This is a genomic window from Sandaracinaceae bacterium (genome assembly GCA_020633055.1).
In the GTDB taxonomy this organism is placed as follows: domain Bacteria; phylum Myxococcota_A; class Polyangia; order Polyangiales; family Houyiibacteriaceae; genus JADJJE01.
The window spans coordinates 256,353-272,879 of the sequence record JACKEJ010000005.1 but is presented as its reverse complement, the minus strand read 5'-3'; the positions used below and the strand labels follow the sequence as shown (position 1 = coordinate 272,879).

Sequence of the window (16,527 nt, the reverse complement as noted above, 5' to 3'; positions counted from 1 at the left end):
CCCATCCGCTCACAAGGGACTCATGGATAGAGGTTTGTACCTACGTTTCGCGACCGTGGTCGGGATCGCGCTCTTGGCGGTGCTCCAGCTCCTGCCGACCGTCGATGCATGGCGCCTGAGCCAGCGGGTGGAAGGCGAGCCAGAGCCGGAGCCCATCACGCCTGCCATCGTGTCGGAGTGGTTCACGGGGCGCATCAGCCCGGGCCTCGACATCCGCGGTGGTCTTCGACTGCAGTACGAGGTCGAGGTCGAGGAGTACATCCGCGACCGCCGTGACACGCTGAGCGAGCAGCTGGTGCGCAAGCTCGGCGTGCTGCTCGAGATCTACGGCGAAAACGATGCCGACACCGCGACGCGTGCGCAGCTGGACGCCGTCGCGGAGCGCGTGCAGGTCGCTACCTTGGGCGATGGTCTGCGCGCCACGGTCACGTTCACGGGCAGCGTTCCCGAAGCGTTCGACCGCGACTGGTTGCGCGACGAGGGCTTCGGCGAGCTGCGCATCGTCTCCACCTCGGGGAACGTCGTCATGCTGGAGATGCGTGAGGACAACCTCGACGCGCTCCGCACCACGGCGGTGCAGCAGGCCCAGCACACGGTCGAGGAGCGCATCAACACGCTCGGCATCGCCGAGACCACGGTCATGGCGCGCGACATGGACATCATCGTCGAGGTGCCCGGCGCCACCGAAGAGCAGTTCGAGCGCATCCGCAGCATCATCTCGCGGACGGCGCGCCTCGAGTTCAAGGTCCTCGACGACGACGACGAGGCGGGCTTCGTCGCCGGCCTGGGGGCCAACCTGCCCGAGGGCGGGGGCATCTCCATGATGATGGAGACCTCGTCGGCAGGTGAGGAGCGTCCGAACGTCAGCGTGTCGTATCTCTACGCGCCCATGCGTGATGGGGAGGAGTCGTCGACCCCGGCCTACCAACGCCTCCACGACTACGTTCGCACGCTGGACATCCCGACCGGGCACGAGCTGCTGCTCAGCGAGGTGGGTGGGCCACAGGACCGCATCCAGAACCGTGGCTGGCGCAGCTACTACGTGTTCAGTAGCGCCAACGTCACGGGCGAGGACGTCTCCGACGCGGGCGTGGCGTTCGACCCGACTCAGGGCAACGCGCCCTACGTCAGCCTGCGCTTCAACACGCGCGGCGCCGACCGCTTCGAGGAGCTGACGGGTCGCAACGTGAAGCGCCGCATGGCCATCGTGTTGGACGACAAGGTCTTCAGCGCGCCGGTCATCAACCAGCGCATCGGCGGCGGCAACGCCCAGATCACGTTGGGTGGCGGGATGGGCGGCCAGGAAGCCATCGCCGAGGCCAACGACCTCGTGGTCGTGCTCAAGGCTGGTGCGCTACCTGCCCCCTTGCGGCCGTCCAACGAGCAGCTCATCGGTCCCACGCTCGGTCACGACTCGGTCGAGAAGGGCGCCATGGGCGCGCTCATCGGCATCGGCCTCGTGCTCATCTTGATGGCGCTCTACTACCAGGTGGCTGGGCTCGTCGCCGACGTCATGGTGGTCCTGAACGTGCTGCTGCTGTTGGCCCTCATGGCTGCGCTCGGTGCGACGCTCACGCTGCCGGGCATCGCCGCCATCGCACTGACGGTGGGTATGGCCGTGGACGCCAACGTGCTCATCACCGAACGCATCCGCGAGGAGCTGCGTCTCGGCAAGTCTCCGCGCTCTGCCGTGGATCAAGGCTTCGCGCGGGCGTTCTCCTCCGTGTTCGACAGCCAGATCACCACGTTCATCGCCGGCATCGTGCTCTTCCAGTTCGGTACCGGGCCCATCAAGGGCTTCGCCGTCATGCTCATGATCGGCATCGCGACCTCCCTCTTCACCGGTATCTTCTGCTCCAGGGTCATGCTCGATTGGATCGTGCGTGGCCTCAAGGTCGAGCGGCTGCGGGTCGGGTGACACCATGGAACTAATCAAGCCCGACACGTACATCGACTTCATGCGCTATCGCCTCCCGGTGATCGGCGTGTCCGTCAGCATCGCCCTGCTCAGCGTGGGTTCGCTCTTCTGGCCAGGCGCCAACCTGGGCCTGGACTTCGCGGGCGGCACCGAGCTCGAGGTGGCCTTCACCGGCGACGTCAGCACCACGGAGGTGCGCGAGGCGCTCACCAACTCCGGCCACCCGGGCGCGGACGTGGTCACGGTCGAGGGGCAGGCGAACAGGTACATCCTGCGCGTGCGCGAGACGTCCGCCATCACGCCCGAGCTGCAGGAGACCATCGGCTCGCGCCTGCGCAGCGCGCTCGGCGACGTCGAGGTGCTGCAGTACAAGGTCAGCCCCGGCGGCGACAAGATCAGCCTGCGCCTCTCGGGCCCGGCCGACACGCAGGTCATCCGCGGCGCCATCGAAGGTGAGGGCGACAACGGCGTCCAGGTGCGTGAGGTCACGCGCTTCGGGGGCACCGCCGAGCACCGCTTCGAGGCGTCGCTCGTCGGCGTGGGCGACGCGGTCTTCCAGGACCTCCAGACGGCCTTCGCGGACCGCGCGCCGGAGTCCGCGCTGCGCATCGAGTGGGTGGGGCCCAAGGCCGGCGAGCAGCTGCGCGATGCGGCCATCCAGTCGTTGCTCTACGCCATCGCCTTCATCATGGTCTACATCGCCTTCCGCTTCGACCTGCGCTTCGCGCCGGGCGCGGTGCTCGCGATGCTGCACGACGTGATGATCACGGTGGGCATCTACGTGCTGGTGCAGAAGGAGATGAACCTCACCACCATCGCCGCCCTGCTCACCATCCTCGGCTACTCCATCAACGACACCATCGTCGTGTTCGACCGCATCCGTGAGAACCTGGGGCGCCACAAGGACAAGAGCCTGCGCGAGCTGATCAACATCTCCACGTCGCAGGTGCTGTCGCGCACCATCATGACATCGGGCACCACGCTCGTGTCCGTCGTGGCGTTCTTCATCTACGGCACCAGCGTCATCCAGGACATCTCGTTCGCCCTCTTCGTGGGTATCCTCGTGGGCACCTACTCGTCCATCTACATCGCGTCTCCCATGACGGAGTGGATCGACCGGCGCTTCTTCGCCAAGGCGGCGTGAGCCTGCCTGTGACACTGCGCGCTCGCCCACCGCTCCTCGGTGGGCGATTTGCGTTTGGGGGTCGTGGGGCGGCCGCAGGGTGGCGCGCGTGACGTCCGACACGGGGCGCAAGGACACCACCGTGGCCCGGCGCGGCTACCGGGTGCGCACCCCCGATGTGTCCCGCGCGCAGGGGCTGGGGCGCGAGCTCGGGTTGGGTGCCGCCGTCGCGCAGGTCCTGCTGCATCGGGCGCTGGGCGACGCGGCCGATGCCCGTGCCTTCCTGCAGCCCACCCTCGCGGGGCTGAGCGATCCGAGCACCATGCTCGGTCGCGAGGCGGCATGCGAGCGCCTCGCCCACGCGGCGAAGCACGGGCAGCGTGTCGCGGTGTTCGGAGACTACGACGTGGACGGCACCACCAGCACCGCGATCCTGAGCGACATGCTCGAGGCACTCGGGGCCGAGGTGGTGCCCTTCGTCGCCAACCGTTTCGTGGGTGGCTACGGCTTCAGCGAGCCTGCGCTCGAAGCCTGCCTGGCGGTCGACCCCGCCGTCATCGTCACGTGCGACTGCGGCAGCAGCGATCACGCGCGCATCGACGCGGCGCGACGGCGCGGTGTGGACGTGATCGTCGTGGATCACCACCTCGTCCCCGAGGAGCCGCTCCCCGCGCTGGCCTTCCTGAACCCCCATCAGCCTGGCTGCGGCTTCGCGTTCAAGTGGATGTGCAGCGCCGGGCTCGCCTTCTCGCTCGGGGCCGGGGTGCGAGCGACGCTCGGCGCGTCACTCGACGTGCGCCCGTGGCTCGACCTGGTTGCCCTCGGCACCGTCGCGGACGTCATGCCGCTCGAGGGTGACAACCGGCGGCTGGTCCGCGCCGGGCTCAAGCTGCTGGGCGCCCCGCAGGCGCGCCCCGGGATCGCAGCCCTGCGTGAGAATGCGCGCGTGCGTCCGGGCACGCCCATCGGCGGTCAGGACATCGGCTTCAAGTTCGGACCGCGCCTCAACGCCGCAGGTCGCCTCGCGGACCCTGTCCTCACGCTCGAGCTGCTGCGCGCGCGCGAGCCCGCCAGGGCACGGATGCTCGCGGCGCGCATCGAGCAGCTGAACGACGAGCGCAAGGCCGTCGAGCGCACGGTCACGGAGGAGGCCGTTGCCCAAGCGCTGTCCGTCTATGGCGAGAACCCGACCAGCGGCATCGTGGTCGCCGCCCGGGGCTGGCATCGCGGGGTGGTGGGCATCTCCGCCGCACGCCTGGTGGACCGCTTCGGCGTCCCGGCCGTCGTCGTGGCGATCGACGAGGCGGGGGTGGGGCATGGAAGCGGTCGAACCCCGGACGGATACCACTTGCACGGCGCCTTCAGCGCCTGTCGCTCCGATCTCCTCAAGTTCGGTGGGCACGCCATGGCGGCGGGGTTGTCGGTCGCGGAGGGTCGCCTCGACGCGCTGCGCGCCGGTTTCTCCAGCGCGACGCCCCGACAGGAGCTCGAACGTCCCATGCCCATCGTGGACGTGGAGATCGGCAGCGGCTTCCCGCTACCCAAGGCGGCCGAGCTCGAAGGGCTCGAGCCGCTCGGCGAGGGTAACCCCGCGCCGGTGTTCGCGTTGCCCGCGCGTGTCATCGACAGTCGCGCCGTGGGGGATGGTCAACACCTCAAGCTCACGCTGCGTGCCGCGGGCGAGCGGCTGACGGCGTTCCAGCGCGACGCGGGCCCGAGCGCGGACGAGGTGCCCCCCGAGCTGGTGGTCATCGGTACGCTCTCGGCCGACCACTATCGTGGCGGCGGGGCGCTCGAGTGCAGCGTCCAGGCGCTCGTTCCCCCCTGACCGCCCGGCACCGCGCGCTCGAACGTCCTTGCGCGTCGTGCTGAATACCCTTGCTCGCGATGTCGTCGCTCCGGCAACGTCCCCGGGTCTCCCCGCGTCTGCCGGCTTGGCCCCATCCCAAGGAACACCATGAGTACGTCTCGCGCGCTGCGCCTCCTCTCCCCCGTGCTGGCCTTCCTGTTGTCTCTGGCGCTCGGTGGGGCTCCCCCCGCAGCGGCGCGTCGAAGCGGACCCTCCGTCACACCCGTCCAGACACCGGAGGGTGTGCTCGAGAACCAGGCCCTGCTCGCCGCGCAGCAAGGTGGATACGAACTGCGAGGCTGCGAGCAGTTCGCGTCGCGGGCCGGTGCGCCGGGGCAAGTGGTCCTCCAGCTCCGCATGGTGGGCGGTCAGCTCCAGGTGAGCGCTGCGCAGAACCGCGGCGGCGCGCGCTTCACGGGCTGCCTCGAGCAGACCATGGCCAACGTCGTCCTGCGCACCGCGCAGCAGAGCGGACGGGGGCTGCCCTACAACACGGGCTTCGTCACGGTGAACGTGACCCTGTCGCAGGGGACCACGCAGCCCGTGCCCACCACGCCAGCGTATCCCCCTCAGCCCGTGCCCACCCCCACGCCGCAGTACGCGACGGTCTTTCAGGAGCAGGGACGCTTCACGGTGCGGAACGTGCGCCTCGAGGGCCAGGGGCCCGCGATCACCGTCGCCAGCGGGGGCGTCATCCGCGGCACCATGGAGGTGCAGCACAACTGCCCCGGCTGCGGCGGCGCCATCAACCAGGTCATCGTCGGGCTCGCTGGAGAAGCTCAAGCCCAGGCCTGTGTGTGGAACGGTGGCGCGTACACACGCGGCTTCGAGACCGTCGGCTTCCAGCTGACCATCCCCAACCAGCCAGGCACGTACGAGGTCCGGGTGCGCTACGCACAGGCCTATGGCTGCCAGCAGGGTGCGCTCGGCTGGTGGCGTGTCGATCGCCCCGCGGGCCCGGACGCGCGCTCGACCATCGCCGTCGTGACCGTGGCGGCTCAGCAGCCGCCGCCCGTCGTGCAGCCGCCGCCCGTCGTCGTGCCGCCCGCCCAGCAGGGGAACCTCATCCAGAACGGCGGGTTCGAGCAGCCACAGCTGCGCCACGGCGGCTGGCAGGTGTATGGGGGGCTCCCGGGCTGGCAGCTCTCGGGGGGGCCAGGCATCGAGGTCCAGAACAACGCCGCCGGTCGTCCGGCCGAGGGGACCCAGCTGATCGAGCTGGACAGCCACGCCTCCTCGGCCATCTATCAGGACGTCCAGACTGTCCCCGGCCAATACTACGAGCTGCGCGTGGCGTTCAGTGCCCGTCCCGGTACGCCGCGCATCGACAACAGCGTGGTCGTGGCGCTCGATGGTCGCGTGGTGCACACCCTCGAGGCCGACGGAACGAATCAGGGCGACACGCAGTGGACCTATCAGTCCATCCAATTCCAGGCGACCGGGGCCGTCACGCGCATCGAGTTCCGCCACGTCGGCCGCTCCAACGGCCTGGGCGGCTACCTCGACGACATCTCGTTGTCGCCGATGGGTGGGCGGGGGCGCGGTCGAGGACGTGGGCGGGGTCGCGGCCGCTGACCCCTGAGCGACGCGCCAGATCAGCGCCCCTTCCAGACCGGGGCGCGCTTCTGGAAGAAGGCCATCAGGCCTTCTTTCGCGTCCTCGGTGCCGAGCAGCGCGTGCAGTTGATCACGTAGGTAGGGGACGGCCTCGCGGATGGGCAGGTCGGCTTGGTGATGGAACGCCGCGAGCCCCATGCGCATGGCCGTCGGGCTCTGCGCTGCGAGCTTGGCGCTCACTTCGGCGACCTTGTCCTCCAGCTCCGCGGCGGGCACGACGTGCGAGAGGATTCCGAGGTCGAGCGCCTCGCGCGCGCTCAGCTTGTCGCCGAGGAGCATCATGTTCATGAGGGCGCGCCGTGGCACGACACGCTGCAGTGGCGCCATGATCATCATCGGGAACAGCCCCCGCTTGATCTCGGGGGTGCCCAGCGTCGCGTCGTCCGCGGCGATGGCGAAGTCGGCCGCAGCCACCAGGCCTACGCCGCCGCCCATCGCGTAGCCGCGCACGGCCGCCACCACGGGCTTGCCGAGCTGGGTGAAGCGCAGGAGGAGGTCGTCGAAGTCGCCACGCCGCTCGAGCTCCGGACCGTCCCCGGCCATCTGCTTGAGGTCGCCTCCAGCGCAGAAGGACTCTCCCGCACCCGTGAGCACGACGACCCGCACGCTCGCCTCGTCGCGCGCGTCGTCGAGCGCGTACAGCAGCTCGTTGACCATCCGTGGCGAGAGCGCGTTCTTGCGGTCGGGGTTGTTCAGCGTGATGGTCGCGACGTGTCCGTCCTGGTGGACGGTGATGGCTCCGTAGGCTCGGTCTTGCATGGGTCTCCTCAGGTGGACGGGTCTTCGGTCTGGGCGCGCACGTGGTCGCTCATGGTGCGCAGGATGCGTCGCAGCGCCTCGACGTCTTCGGGCGGCAGCGCGCGCAGGGCCGACGCGAACATCTGCATGGGCTGTACGGGGATGGCCCGCGCCATCTGTCGACCCTTGGGGGTCAGCACGATCTCGATCACGCGTCGATCACGCTGCGACCGTCGACGCAACACCAGCTCGTCCCGCTGCATCCGGTCGACGATGCCCGTGATCGTGCTGTTGCGTGCCTTGATCCGCTCGGAGAGCTCCGAGAGTGACAGGTCGCCGACCGCGTCGAGGAGCTTCAGCACGGTCACCTGCGGGCCGGTCAGGCCATGCTCGCGGGCGAGGTCCTTGGTGGCGCGGCGGCTCTCCGTGTACAGGTACACGAACGTCTCGAGAATGGGGTCCAGGTCTTGCTTGGCCGCTCGGAGAGGATCGTGGACGGGTTCGTCGTCGTTGCCCGCGCTCATATTTCGTACGCTAAATAAATCGAGTGGGGCGTGGCGTCAACGCCCGATGCTCACATGTCTCTGGTGAACGATTCCAGGGTGCGCTACAACCTACGCCCAAACGCACTCTTGCCGGGGGCCTGGCTCGACGAAGCGAGGGGCACGCGTTCTGGTCAGAAGTCCAGCACTCCTCTACACTCCCGGTCTCCGTACTTCTTCTCCGCTATCGGAGGGGGCTCCATGTTGCATCGTATTCTCCGTGTCGCCGCCATCACCCTGGCCCTCTCGCTAGCCGTCACCGCCGCGACGCCCACGCAGGCGTGTGCGCAGACCCCGGTGGTCCGCCAGCAGGAGTCGGGCTTCAAGGGGATGTTCGGGTTGGGCATCCTCGGCGCCGAGCTCGGGTTGGTCATCCCCGCGGCGGCGGGCCTGGACCAGTGGTGGGCGCTGGTGGTGTTTCCAGCCATCGGGGCCGCTGGCGGGGCGCTCGGCGGGTACTATGGGCTCGATCGCAACGGGCAAGTGGAGGCGTCCACGGCGCTCTTGGCCATCGGGATCGCGCTGGTCGTGCCGTCGGTCGTGCTCACCGTCGCACTGCGTGCGTACGACGACGACGAGGACGGATCGGCTGGGGAGGGCCAGGAGGTCACTGTCACCGATGACGCCGAGGCGTCCGCGCGCCGTCGGACCCAGAGCCTCGCGAGGGCGGGGTCCGGGCTGATCCGCCGAAGCGAGTACGGACTCCACGTCGGCATGCCCGGCATCGCCGTGTCCAACCGCACCGCCGCCACGCGTGACGACTACCTCATGGGCGTGCGCCCCACCACCGAAGTGCGCATCTCCCTGTTCAGCGGTGTCTTCTGACGCGCGCGTCGGCGTCCCCGAGGCGCTGCGCGCCACCGTCCACCGAACCCTTCGGAGCCGCGGCCTCGTGCGTCGCGGCGCCCGCGTCCTCGTCGCGTGTTCAGGCGGGCCTGACTCCGTGGTGCTCGCCGATGTGCTCGTCGACCTCGCGAAGACGCTGGCGCTGACCGTGGAGGTCGCCTCCGTGGATCATGGGCTGCGCCCGGAGTCGTCCGACGAGGTGCGGAGCGTCGCCGCCTTGTCTGCGGCGTGGGGAGTCCCCTTTCATCCGCTGCGGCTCACCCTCCAGCCGGGTCCAGGGGTCCAAGCGCGTGCGCGCGAAGCACGGTACGCTGCGCTCCAGGCGTTGCGCCGTGACCGCCAGGCGGACGTGGTCGCGGTCGGGCACACCCGGGACGACCAGGCCGAGACGGTGCTCGCGCGGGTCCTGCGCGGCAGCTCCGTGCGTGGGTTGAGGGGGATCTGGCCAGCGCGACACGATGCGGTCGTGCGACCGCTCATCGACTGCACGCGCGAGGACGTCCATGCCTACCTCGCGGCCCGGCGCGCCGACCCGTCGGACGCCCGAAGTAACGGCTTGGTGGCTGTCTCCGACCCAAGCAACGATGACCGTGCCTACGAGCGTGTGCGCCTGCGCCGCGACACCCTGCCTGCCCTCCTCGCCGAGGACGCAGACGTCGTGCGCCACCTCGCCGAGCTCGCGGACGACGCGCGCGACCTCGTCGCGTTGGGCGAGCACGTGGGCGCGGCGTTGCTCGCGGTCGCTCTGGCCAACACCCCTGCTGGGAGCCGCGTGGTCGCCGTCGCACCCCTCCGCGCGGCCTTGCCAGCGGCCCGCCGCGAGGCGCTGCGTCAGCTCGTCGAGAGCGCAGACCCGTCTCGGACGAGCCCGCGGCGGGCGCCCCTGCTCGAGCTCGAGCGCGCGGTCCTCGGGCCACCCGGGGCGCACGTCCTGCTCGGGGGCGGGCTGGCCTACCGGCGCGTCGGCGACCGCCTCGACGAGCTTCGCGGGGCATCGGGAAGAGACAACGATTCAGGGGGGTTGCGCCCTGGCTCGGAAGAGACCACAAAGTTGTATGTGTAATTCGGGGTATCCTGCGTTCGGGCGCCTATCGAACAAGGGATCTGGCCCAAGAGGTTCGCTGTGAAACAGAGCCACAAGACCCTGCTCCTCTGGGTCCTCCTCATTTTGATGTTCGTCGCCATCTGGACGATGGTGTCCTCGCACAGCGAGCCGCCGCGCGCCGTGGCGTTCACGGACTTCGTGCATGACATCCAGGCGGGCAAGGTCGCGGAGGTGACCGTTCGCACGCAGGATGGGACCGGCCACTATCGCTACACCGTGCGCGGCCCTGACGGAGACCGGCCGGAGGCGCAGCCGCGCGAGACGTTCGGCATCCTGAGCGACCAGGTCAACGAGATGCTCATGCAGAGCGACGCGCGCGTCGAGTTCCAGCCCAAAGAGGAGAACATCCTCTCGGGTGTGCTGCTGACGTGGCTGCCGATGCTGTTCCTGCTCGGCATCTTCTTCTTCTTCATGCGCCAGCTTCAGGCCTCGGGCGGTAAGGCGATGAGCTTCGGCAAGTCGAAGGCGCGCCTCCTGAACGAGAGCCAGAACAAGGTCACCTTCGCGGACGTCGCGGGCATCGACGAGGCCAAGGACGACTGCGAAGAGATCATCGCGTTCCTCAAGGACCCGAAGAAGTTCCAGCGGCTCGGCGGGCGCATCCCGAAGGGCGTGCTGCTCATGGGCGCGCCGGGCACGGGCAAGACGTTGCTCGCGCGCGCCATCGCTGGCGAAGCGGGCGTGCCCTTCTTCAGCATCTCCGGGTCCGACTTCGTCGAGATGTTCGTCGGCGTGGGCGCCTCCCGCGTGCGCGACCTGTTCGAGCAGGGCAAGAAGCACGCGCCCTGCATCATCTTCATCGACGAGATCGACGCCGTGGGGCGGCACCGCGGCAGCGGCCTCGGCGGTGGGCACGACGAGCGCGAGCAGACGCTCAACCAGCTGCTCGTCGAGATGGACGGCTTCGAGTCCACCGACGGCGTGATCATCGTCGCCGCGACGAACCGCCCCGACGTGCTCGACCCCGCCATCTTGCGCCCCGGTCGCTTCGACCGCCGCATCATCGTGGCGCGCCCCGACCTCGGCGGGCGCCTCGGCATCCTGCAGGTGCACACCCGCAAGGTCCCGCTCCACGACGACGTCGAGCTCGAGATCATCGCGCGCGGCTGCCCGGGCTTCTCGGGCGCCGACCTCGAGAACCTGGTCAACGAAGCCGCGCTGCTCGCCGCGCGTCAGGACAAGGACTTCGTGTCCATGCAGGACTTCGAGATGGCCAAGGACAAGGTCCTCATGGGCTCCGAGCGTCGCTCGATGGTCATCAGCGAGAAGGAGAAGAAGACCACCGCCTGGCACGAGGCAGGTCACACGCTGGTGGCGAACCTGCTCCCCAACCACGACCCGATCCACAAGGTCACCATCATCCCCCGCGGTCCCGCGCTGGGCGTGACCATGTCGCTCCCGTCCGAAGAGCGCTTGAGCTACTCGGCGGCCTGGGTGCGCGACCGCATCGCCATGGCGCTCGGCGGGCGCATCGCGGAGGAGATCGTCTTCGGCCAGCTCACCACGGGCGCCTCGGACGACTTCAAGAAGGCCACCCAGCTGGCGCGCTCCATGGTCACCGAGTGGGGCATGAGCGAGAAGCTCGGGCCGCTGGCCTACGTCGAGAAGGAGGACTCGGGCTTCCTCGGCAGCAACCACCACAAGGACTACTCCGAGCAGACCGCCAAGGAGATCGACGACGAGGTCCGCATGATCATCCGCGAGCAGTACGCGCGTGCGCGCTCGGTGCTCGAGGAGAACCGCGACAAGCTCGACGCCATCGCGGAGGCCCTGCTGGAGCGCGAGACCCTGGACCGCGAGGAGATCGAGGCCATCATGGGTGGCGGCCCGCTGCCCCCCAACCGGCACATCGTCATCCCCAGCTACGCCGAGAAGCGCCGCGACCAGAAGGACAAGAAGAAGGGCTCCATCTTCCAGCCGAGGCCGCGCGAGGTGCCCAGCGCCGGCTGAACCGCCGTGCGCGGGCGCAGCGCTCGCAGGAGGACCATGCCGGGGGGCACGTCGCATCGAGACCGTTCCGCACAGCCCGCTCCACTCACCAGCAGAGGGGCGGGCGTTCTCCGTTGTGCGGTCTGGGGGGTGCTCAACGTCACGCCCGACTCGTTCAGTGACGGGGGGCAGTTCTTGGCGGCCCAGGACGCGCTCGCGCGAGGGCTGTCGCTCGGGGCCGCGGGGGCCGACGTGGTCGACGTCGGTGGCGAGTCCACGCGCCCGGCGGGCAGGACCTATGGGGCGGGGTACGAGCGGGTCGGCGTGGACGAAGAGGTCCGTCGTACGGAGCCCGTCGTCGCAGGTTTGGTCGCCCAAGGGGTGACGGTCAGCATCGACACCACCAAGGCAGAGGTGGCTCGCCGCGCCGCGCAGCAAGGCGCGCGCTTCGTGAACGACGTCAGCATGGGGGCCAGCGACGCGCTCCTGGAGGTCGTGGCGGACACGGGGCTGACGCTGGTGCTCATGCACAATCGCGGACGAGGAGAAGTCGCGGGCGCGCAGATCGCGTACGATGACGTGGTGAGAGATGTCATGCGCGAGCTCTCGGAGGCCGCCTCGCGGGCCGTCCGCGTGGGCGTGCCGGCCGACCGAATCTGGGTCGACCCTGGCATCGGGTTCGCCAAGACAGCGACGCAGAGCGCGGCGCTGCTCGCGCGTACGCACGAGCTCGTGGCGCTCGGCTACCCAGTGCTGGTGGGCCCCTCGCGCAAGTCGTTCATCGCCGAGCTGGCGCCACGTCCGAGCGGTGAGCGTCCTGGCCCGGATCAGCGTGTGTTCGGTACGGCCGCCGCGGTGACGGCGGCGGTGCTCGGCGGAGCGGCCGCGGTGCGCGTCCACGACGTGGACGAGATGCGGCAGGTGGTGGATGTGGCGGTCGGCCTGCGCGCAGCGGGTTGGCGCGCCAGCGAGGGGCCCCATGCTTGACTTCCTCGTCGAGCTCTACGGCCTGCTCGCCAGCGGTGTGACCAGCTTCTTCGAGCGATCGGTCGCCGACGTGCTGCGCGACGTGTTCGACATCGCCATCGTCGCCACGCTGATCTACGCGCTGCTCGCCATGCTGAAGGGCACACGGGCGATGCAGATGGCCATCGGGCTCGGCCTCTTGCTGGTGGGCTACGGGGCGGCCCGGCAGTTCGGTTTGCTCACCACCTGGCAGCTGCTCGACAAGCTTACGACGTACGTGGTGCTGATCGTGGTCGTGATCTTCCAAGCGGACATCCGGCGCGCCCTCACGCGTGTGGGGAGCAGTCAGCTGTTCCGCGGGCAGCGCACTGCGAAGGAGACGCAGGTCATCGAGGAGGTCATCAAGGCGGCCAGCCAGCTCGCGGCGAAACGCATCGGCGCGCTGATCGTCTTCGAGCGCGGCACGTCGCTGGCGGAATTCATGGAGGAGGGCACCGCGCTCGACGCGACGGTGAGCAAGGAGCTGCTGTACACCATCTTCATCCCGAGCTTCGAGAACCCCATGCACGATGGCGCGCTGGTCATCCGCGACGGACGTGTGTGGCAGGCGGGGGCTTTCCTGCCGCTCGCGGGTGCCGTGGATCGCACGCTCGGAGCACGCCATCGCGCGGCCCTCGGCATCACCCAGGAGACGGACGCCGTGGTGGTCGTGGTGAGCGAGGAGCGCGGCGCGGTGTCGCTGTGCTTCGACGGAAACATCGTGCGCAACCTCGACGCGCGCTCGCTGCGCGACGCGCTCTTCGGGCTGTTCTACCGCCCCACGCGCAACAGCCGTCCGCCCCCGCCGTCGTCTGGGCGCATCTCCCTCGTGAGCGGTGAAACGACCATCCCCACGCGGCCAGAGCCACGCGACGCCACGCCCACCGTCCAGGCCAAGACGGTGCGCACGGGTCCGGAGGAGCAGCCATGATGCCGATGGACCCGCGCGCACGCTCGGCGCGCAAGGGGCACTGGCTGACGCGCAACCTCGGGCTGAAGGTCGCGTCGCTGACCCTGAGCGTGCTCTTCTACTCGTGGGTGCATGGCTCCGAGGACGTGCGTCGCTCCGTCGATGTCGACATCCTGGTCATCCCCCCCAGTGACGCATCGGGTCGCATCCTCACGAGCGAGGTCCCCCCGCGCGTGCGCCTCACACTGCACGGGAGCCGCTCCGCCATCAATTCGATGGTCAGCGCCAGCCTCCCCCCGGTGGAGCTGGACCTGCGCCGCGGCGACCTCGACGTCTACTACTTCAGCGAAGAGCAGTTCGACCTGCCGGCCGGTGTGAGCCTCACGCAGATGGCGCCTGCCAGCATCCCGCTCAGCTGGGAGCAGCGCGTCGAGCGCGGCGTGCCCGTCGAGGTAGAGACCGTGGGCGAGCTGCGCAGTGGCTTGGTCCTGACGGGGCCCCCCGTGCTGGTGCCCAACACGCTCGGGGTGGTGGGTCCAGAGTCCGCGGTCGACGGCCTCGGTGTGTTGCTGACCGAGCCCGTGAACCTCGCCACGTTGCGCGAGGGTACGGTCGAGCGCCGCCTGCACGTGCTGGGGTTGCCAGAGCTCACACGCTTCACCGGTGAGTCCCAGGTCAGCGTGACGTACCGCGTGGGGCGCAACCTGGAGACGCGCACGTTCCGCGGCCTCGAGGTGGAGCCCCTCAACGGCACGTACCGCCGCGCGCGCCCGTCGGCGGTGCGCATCGAGGTGCGCGGTCTGCGCGAGATCATCGGCGACATCACGCCGGACCAGCTCGTGCCCGTGGTGGATCTCGAGGGGGTGACCCCGGCGATCGGGTCGGCCTCGGTGCGCGTCCAGGTCCGAGGCCTGCCCTCCGGCGTCGAGGTGGTCAGCGTCCAGCCGGCGGAGATCCTGGTGGTGCGGTGACGCCCGCGTTGGTCCTGTGACTCGGGCATGATACGACGAACGAGCCCATGAAGCGCCTCGATACGCTGCGCGACAACGCACTGGCCACGGCATTGATGTCGCGCGCCGCCTATTACTCGATGGTGAAGCTGCGGGAGGACTCGGACCTCACGCCGGTGCGAATGGTCGAGCACTGGGCGGAGCAGCAGCCCAACGGCTTGGCGCTGACGGGGCCTGACGGGAGCTACACGTACCGCGGGCTCGACTCTGGAGCGAACGCTGCCGCGCGCGCCCTCCAAGCCCTGGGGGTGGAGAAGGGGCAGCGCCTGGCGCTCATGATGGAGAGCCGCCCCGAGTTCTTGGTCGCGACCTTGGGCGCCGCGAAGCTGGGCGTCGCGTGTGCGCTGTTGCCTCCCACGCTGGCGGGCGACGCGCTGACACACGCCCTGCGGGTCATTCGCCCCGACTACGCGTTGGTCGGCGGCGAGTGTGTGGCCCCGTTCCTCGCGTTGCGCAGTGGCGCCGCACTCCCTCCGGGGCGGTGTCTGCTGTGGCCGGACGACGTGCCGACGCGCGCACGAGCCTCCCGTGATCCGGCCTTGGGCGGCGAGCGCGCGGGCGATGTAGACGACGCGCGGTTGGTCGACTGGGAGGACTTTGGTCGGCGGGTGCGTGACGCCTCTGGCCGCCCCCTGCCGGTCTCCGATGGGCACGACATGCGGCTGCCCTTCGTGTTGCTGTGCAGCGGCGGTCCGTCCGAGCTCCCGCGCGTGACGTTGGTGACCAACCAGCGCTTCTTGCAGGGCTGCTATTACTTCGGGCAGGCCGTCCTCAAGAGCAACCCCACGGACGTCGCCTACAACGCAGGGGTCTCGCTCGCGCATCGCGCGGCTTTCTATCAAGCGTGGGGCGTCGCGCTCACGGGTGGCGGCGCCCTGGCGCTGCGCCGTCGCTTCGATGCGGCCCAGTTCTGGGAGGACTGTGACCGCTACGACGTGAGCCTGGTGTCGTACCTGGGCTCCACGTGCCGAGGCCTGTTGCGCGGGCGGCCGCACCCCAAGGAGCGCGCACATCGGACGCGCGCCTGGATCGGCAGCGGCCTCGAGGCCGAGGTCTGGGGCACGTTCAAGGAGCGCTTTGCCATCCCCGCGCTGTTCGAGAACTACATCGCCACGGGTGGGCACGTGGGGCTGATCAACCTCTCGGGCGTCGAGGGCATGGTGGGCCGTCTCGGCGCGGGCCGTGGGCAGGTGTTGGCGCGGGTCGACCCCGTCACGGAGGAATTCGTGCGCGACGCCGGCAAGCTGGTCCCGGCGGGGCCCGGCGAGTCGGGGGTGCTGTTGGCGAAGATCGGCCCCCTGATGGCGTTCGAGGGCTTCGAGGACCCGGCCGACAACGCGGCCAGCATCCTGGTGAACCCGTTCGGACGCGAGGAGCGCTACGTCAACACGCGAGATCTCATGACCCTGCACGAGGGTCAGTGGGTGTCCTTCGCGCCGCGCGTGTCGGACCTGGTGCAGGTTCCTGGGTCGACGTTGAGCGCCGCCGACATCGAAGAGCGTTGCGCCGAGGTCGTGGGGGTGCGCGACGCGTGCGCCTACCCGGTCGACGACCTCTCGGGGGGGGCTGACGGCACGCCGCGTGCGGTCATGGTGGCGCTGGTCGTCGAGCCCAGCTTCTCCCTCGTCGCCTTCGCGGAGCACACGCAGGCCCAGCTGCCCGAGGCCGCGTGGCCGCGCTACCTGCGGCTGACCGCGAGCATCGCCACCACCTCGAGCCGTCGTCCGATCAAGGGGCGCCTGTACGCCGAGGGCGCCGACCCACGTCACGCGCCGGGGGCCGTGTTCGCGCTGGACGTCGCCAGGCGCTACGTGCCGTGGGAGCCTGCGCACGCGGCCTCACCAGAGGCGCCAGCCAGCGAAGAGGCTGAAGCCTCCGGCGAGTGAGCCGCGCCCGCGGGACCCAGGCGGAGGCTCGCGGCGCCGCTTGTCACCAA

At 69.7% G+C, this 16,527-nt stretch carries 13 protein-coding genes; 11 read left to right on the top strand and 2 right to left on the bottom strand.

The window, feature by feature from the left end; all coding sequences use genetic code 11:
• Positions 1-22 precede the first annotated feature (22 nt).
• The 4 genes from secD (at position 23) to H6726_05975 (ending at position 6,465) form a co-directional block, all read left to right on the top strand.
• Positions 23-1,918: a protein translocase subunit SecD gene (gene secD, locus H6726_05990; GenBank protein MCB9657187.1), complete on the top strand. Its 1,896-nt coding sequence runs from the start codon at positions 23-25 to the stop codon at positions 1,916-1,918.
• Between the two features lie 4 nt (positions 1,919-1,922).
• Positions 1,923-3,062, top strand: a complete 1,140-nt coding sequence (gene secF, locus H6726_05985) for a protein translocase subunit SecF (GenBank protein MCB9657186.1) — start codon at positions 1,923-1,925, stop codon at positions 3,060-3,062.
• Positions 3,063-3,150: 88 nt separating this feature from the next.
• The gene (recJ, locus tag H6726_05980; protein MCB9657185.1) at positions 3,151-4,869 is read left to right on the top strand and encodes a single-stranded-DNA-specific exonuclease RecJ; all 1,719 of its coding nucleotides are present in this window, start codon (positions 3,151-3,153) and stop codon (positions 4,867-4,869) included.
• 129 nt (positions 4,870-4,998) lie between these two features.
• Positions 4,999-6,465 (top strand): DUF642 domain-containing protein, encoded by a 1,467-nt coding sequence (locus H6726_05975; protein ID MCB9657184.1) that lies wholly within the window; start codon positions 4,999-5,001, stop codon positions 6,463-6,465.
• Between the two features lie 20 nt (positions 6,466-6,485).
• Here the strand turns inward: H6726_05975 and H6726_05970 are convergent, their stop codons facing one another.
• On the bottom strand, positions 6,486-7,265 hold the full coding sequence (locus H6726_05970; GenBank protein MCB9657183.1) for an enoyl-CoA hydratase/isomerase family protein: 780 nt from the start codon (positions 7,263-7,265) through the stop codon (positions 6,486-6,488).
• Between the two features lie 8 nt (positions 7,266-7,273).
• The gene (locus H6726_05965; GenBank protein MCB9657182.1) at positions 7,274-7,768 is read right to left on the bottom strand and encodes a winged helix-turn-helix transcriptional regulator; all 495 of its coding nucleotides are present in this window, start codon (positions 7,766-7,768) and stop codon (positions 7,274-7,276) included.
• A gap of 219 nt (positions 7,769-7,987) precedes the next feature.
• On the opposite strand from H6726_05965, the gene H6726_05960 reads away from it, so the two are divergent.
• Genes H6726_05960 through H6726_05930 form a run of 7 tightly spaced genes read left to right on the top strand, consistent with a single transcriptional unit; the run spans position 7,988 to position 16,477 of the window.
• Positions 7,988-8,611 (top strand): hypothetical protein, encoded by a 624-nt coding sequence (locus H6726_05960; GenBank protein ID MCB9657181.1) that lies wholly within the window; start codon positions 7,988-7,990, stop codon positions 8,609-8,611.
• Positions 8,601-9,695, top strand: coding sequence for a tRNA lysidine(34) synthetase TilS (tilS, locus tag H6726_05955; protein MCB9657180.1), 1,095 nt, complete (start codon positions 8,601-8,603; stop codon positions 9,693-9,695). The genes H6726_05960 and tilS overlap by 11 nt, the downstream gene beginning before the upstream one ends.
• A gap of 60 nt (positions 9,696-9,755) precedes the next feature.
• A complete protein-coding gene (locus H6726_05950; protein MCB9657179.1) occupies positions 9,756-11,687 on the top strand; it encodes an ATP-dependent metallopeptidase FtsH/Yme1/Tma family protein in 1,932 nt (643 codons plus the stop codon).
• Between the two features lie 36 nt (positions 11,688-11,723).
• On the top strand, positions 11,724-12,653 hold the full coding sequence (gene folP, locus H6726_05945) for a dihydropteroate synthase (GenBank protein MCB9657178.1): 930 nt from the start codon (positions 11,724-11,726) through the stop codon (positions 12,651-12,653).
• Entirely contained in the window at positions 12,646-13,602 is a 957-nt protein-coding gene (locus H6726_05940; protein MCB9657177.1) for a TIGR00159 family protein, read from the top strand. Before folP ends, H6726_05940 begins: the two co-directional genes overlap by 8 nt.
• Entirely contained in the window at positions 13,599-14,552 is a 954-nt protein-coding gene (locus tag H6726_05935; GenBank protein ID MCB9657176.1) for a YbbR-like domain-containing protein, read from the top strand. The genes H6726_05940 and H6726_05935 overlap by 4 nt, the downstream gene beginning before the upstream one ends.
• Positions 14,553-14,599: 47 nt before the next feature.
• On the top strand, positions 14,600-16,477 hold the full coding sequence (locus tag H6726_05930; protein MCB9657175.1) for an AMP-binding protein: 1,878 nt from the start codon (positions 14,600-14,602) through the stop codon (positions 16,475-16,477).
• The last annotated feature ends 50 nt before the right edge of the window (positions 16,478-16,527 follow it).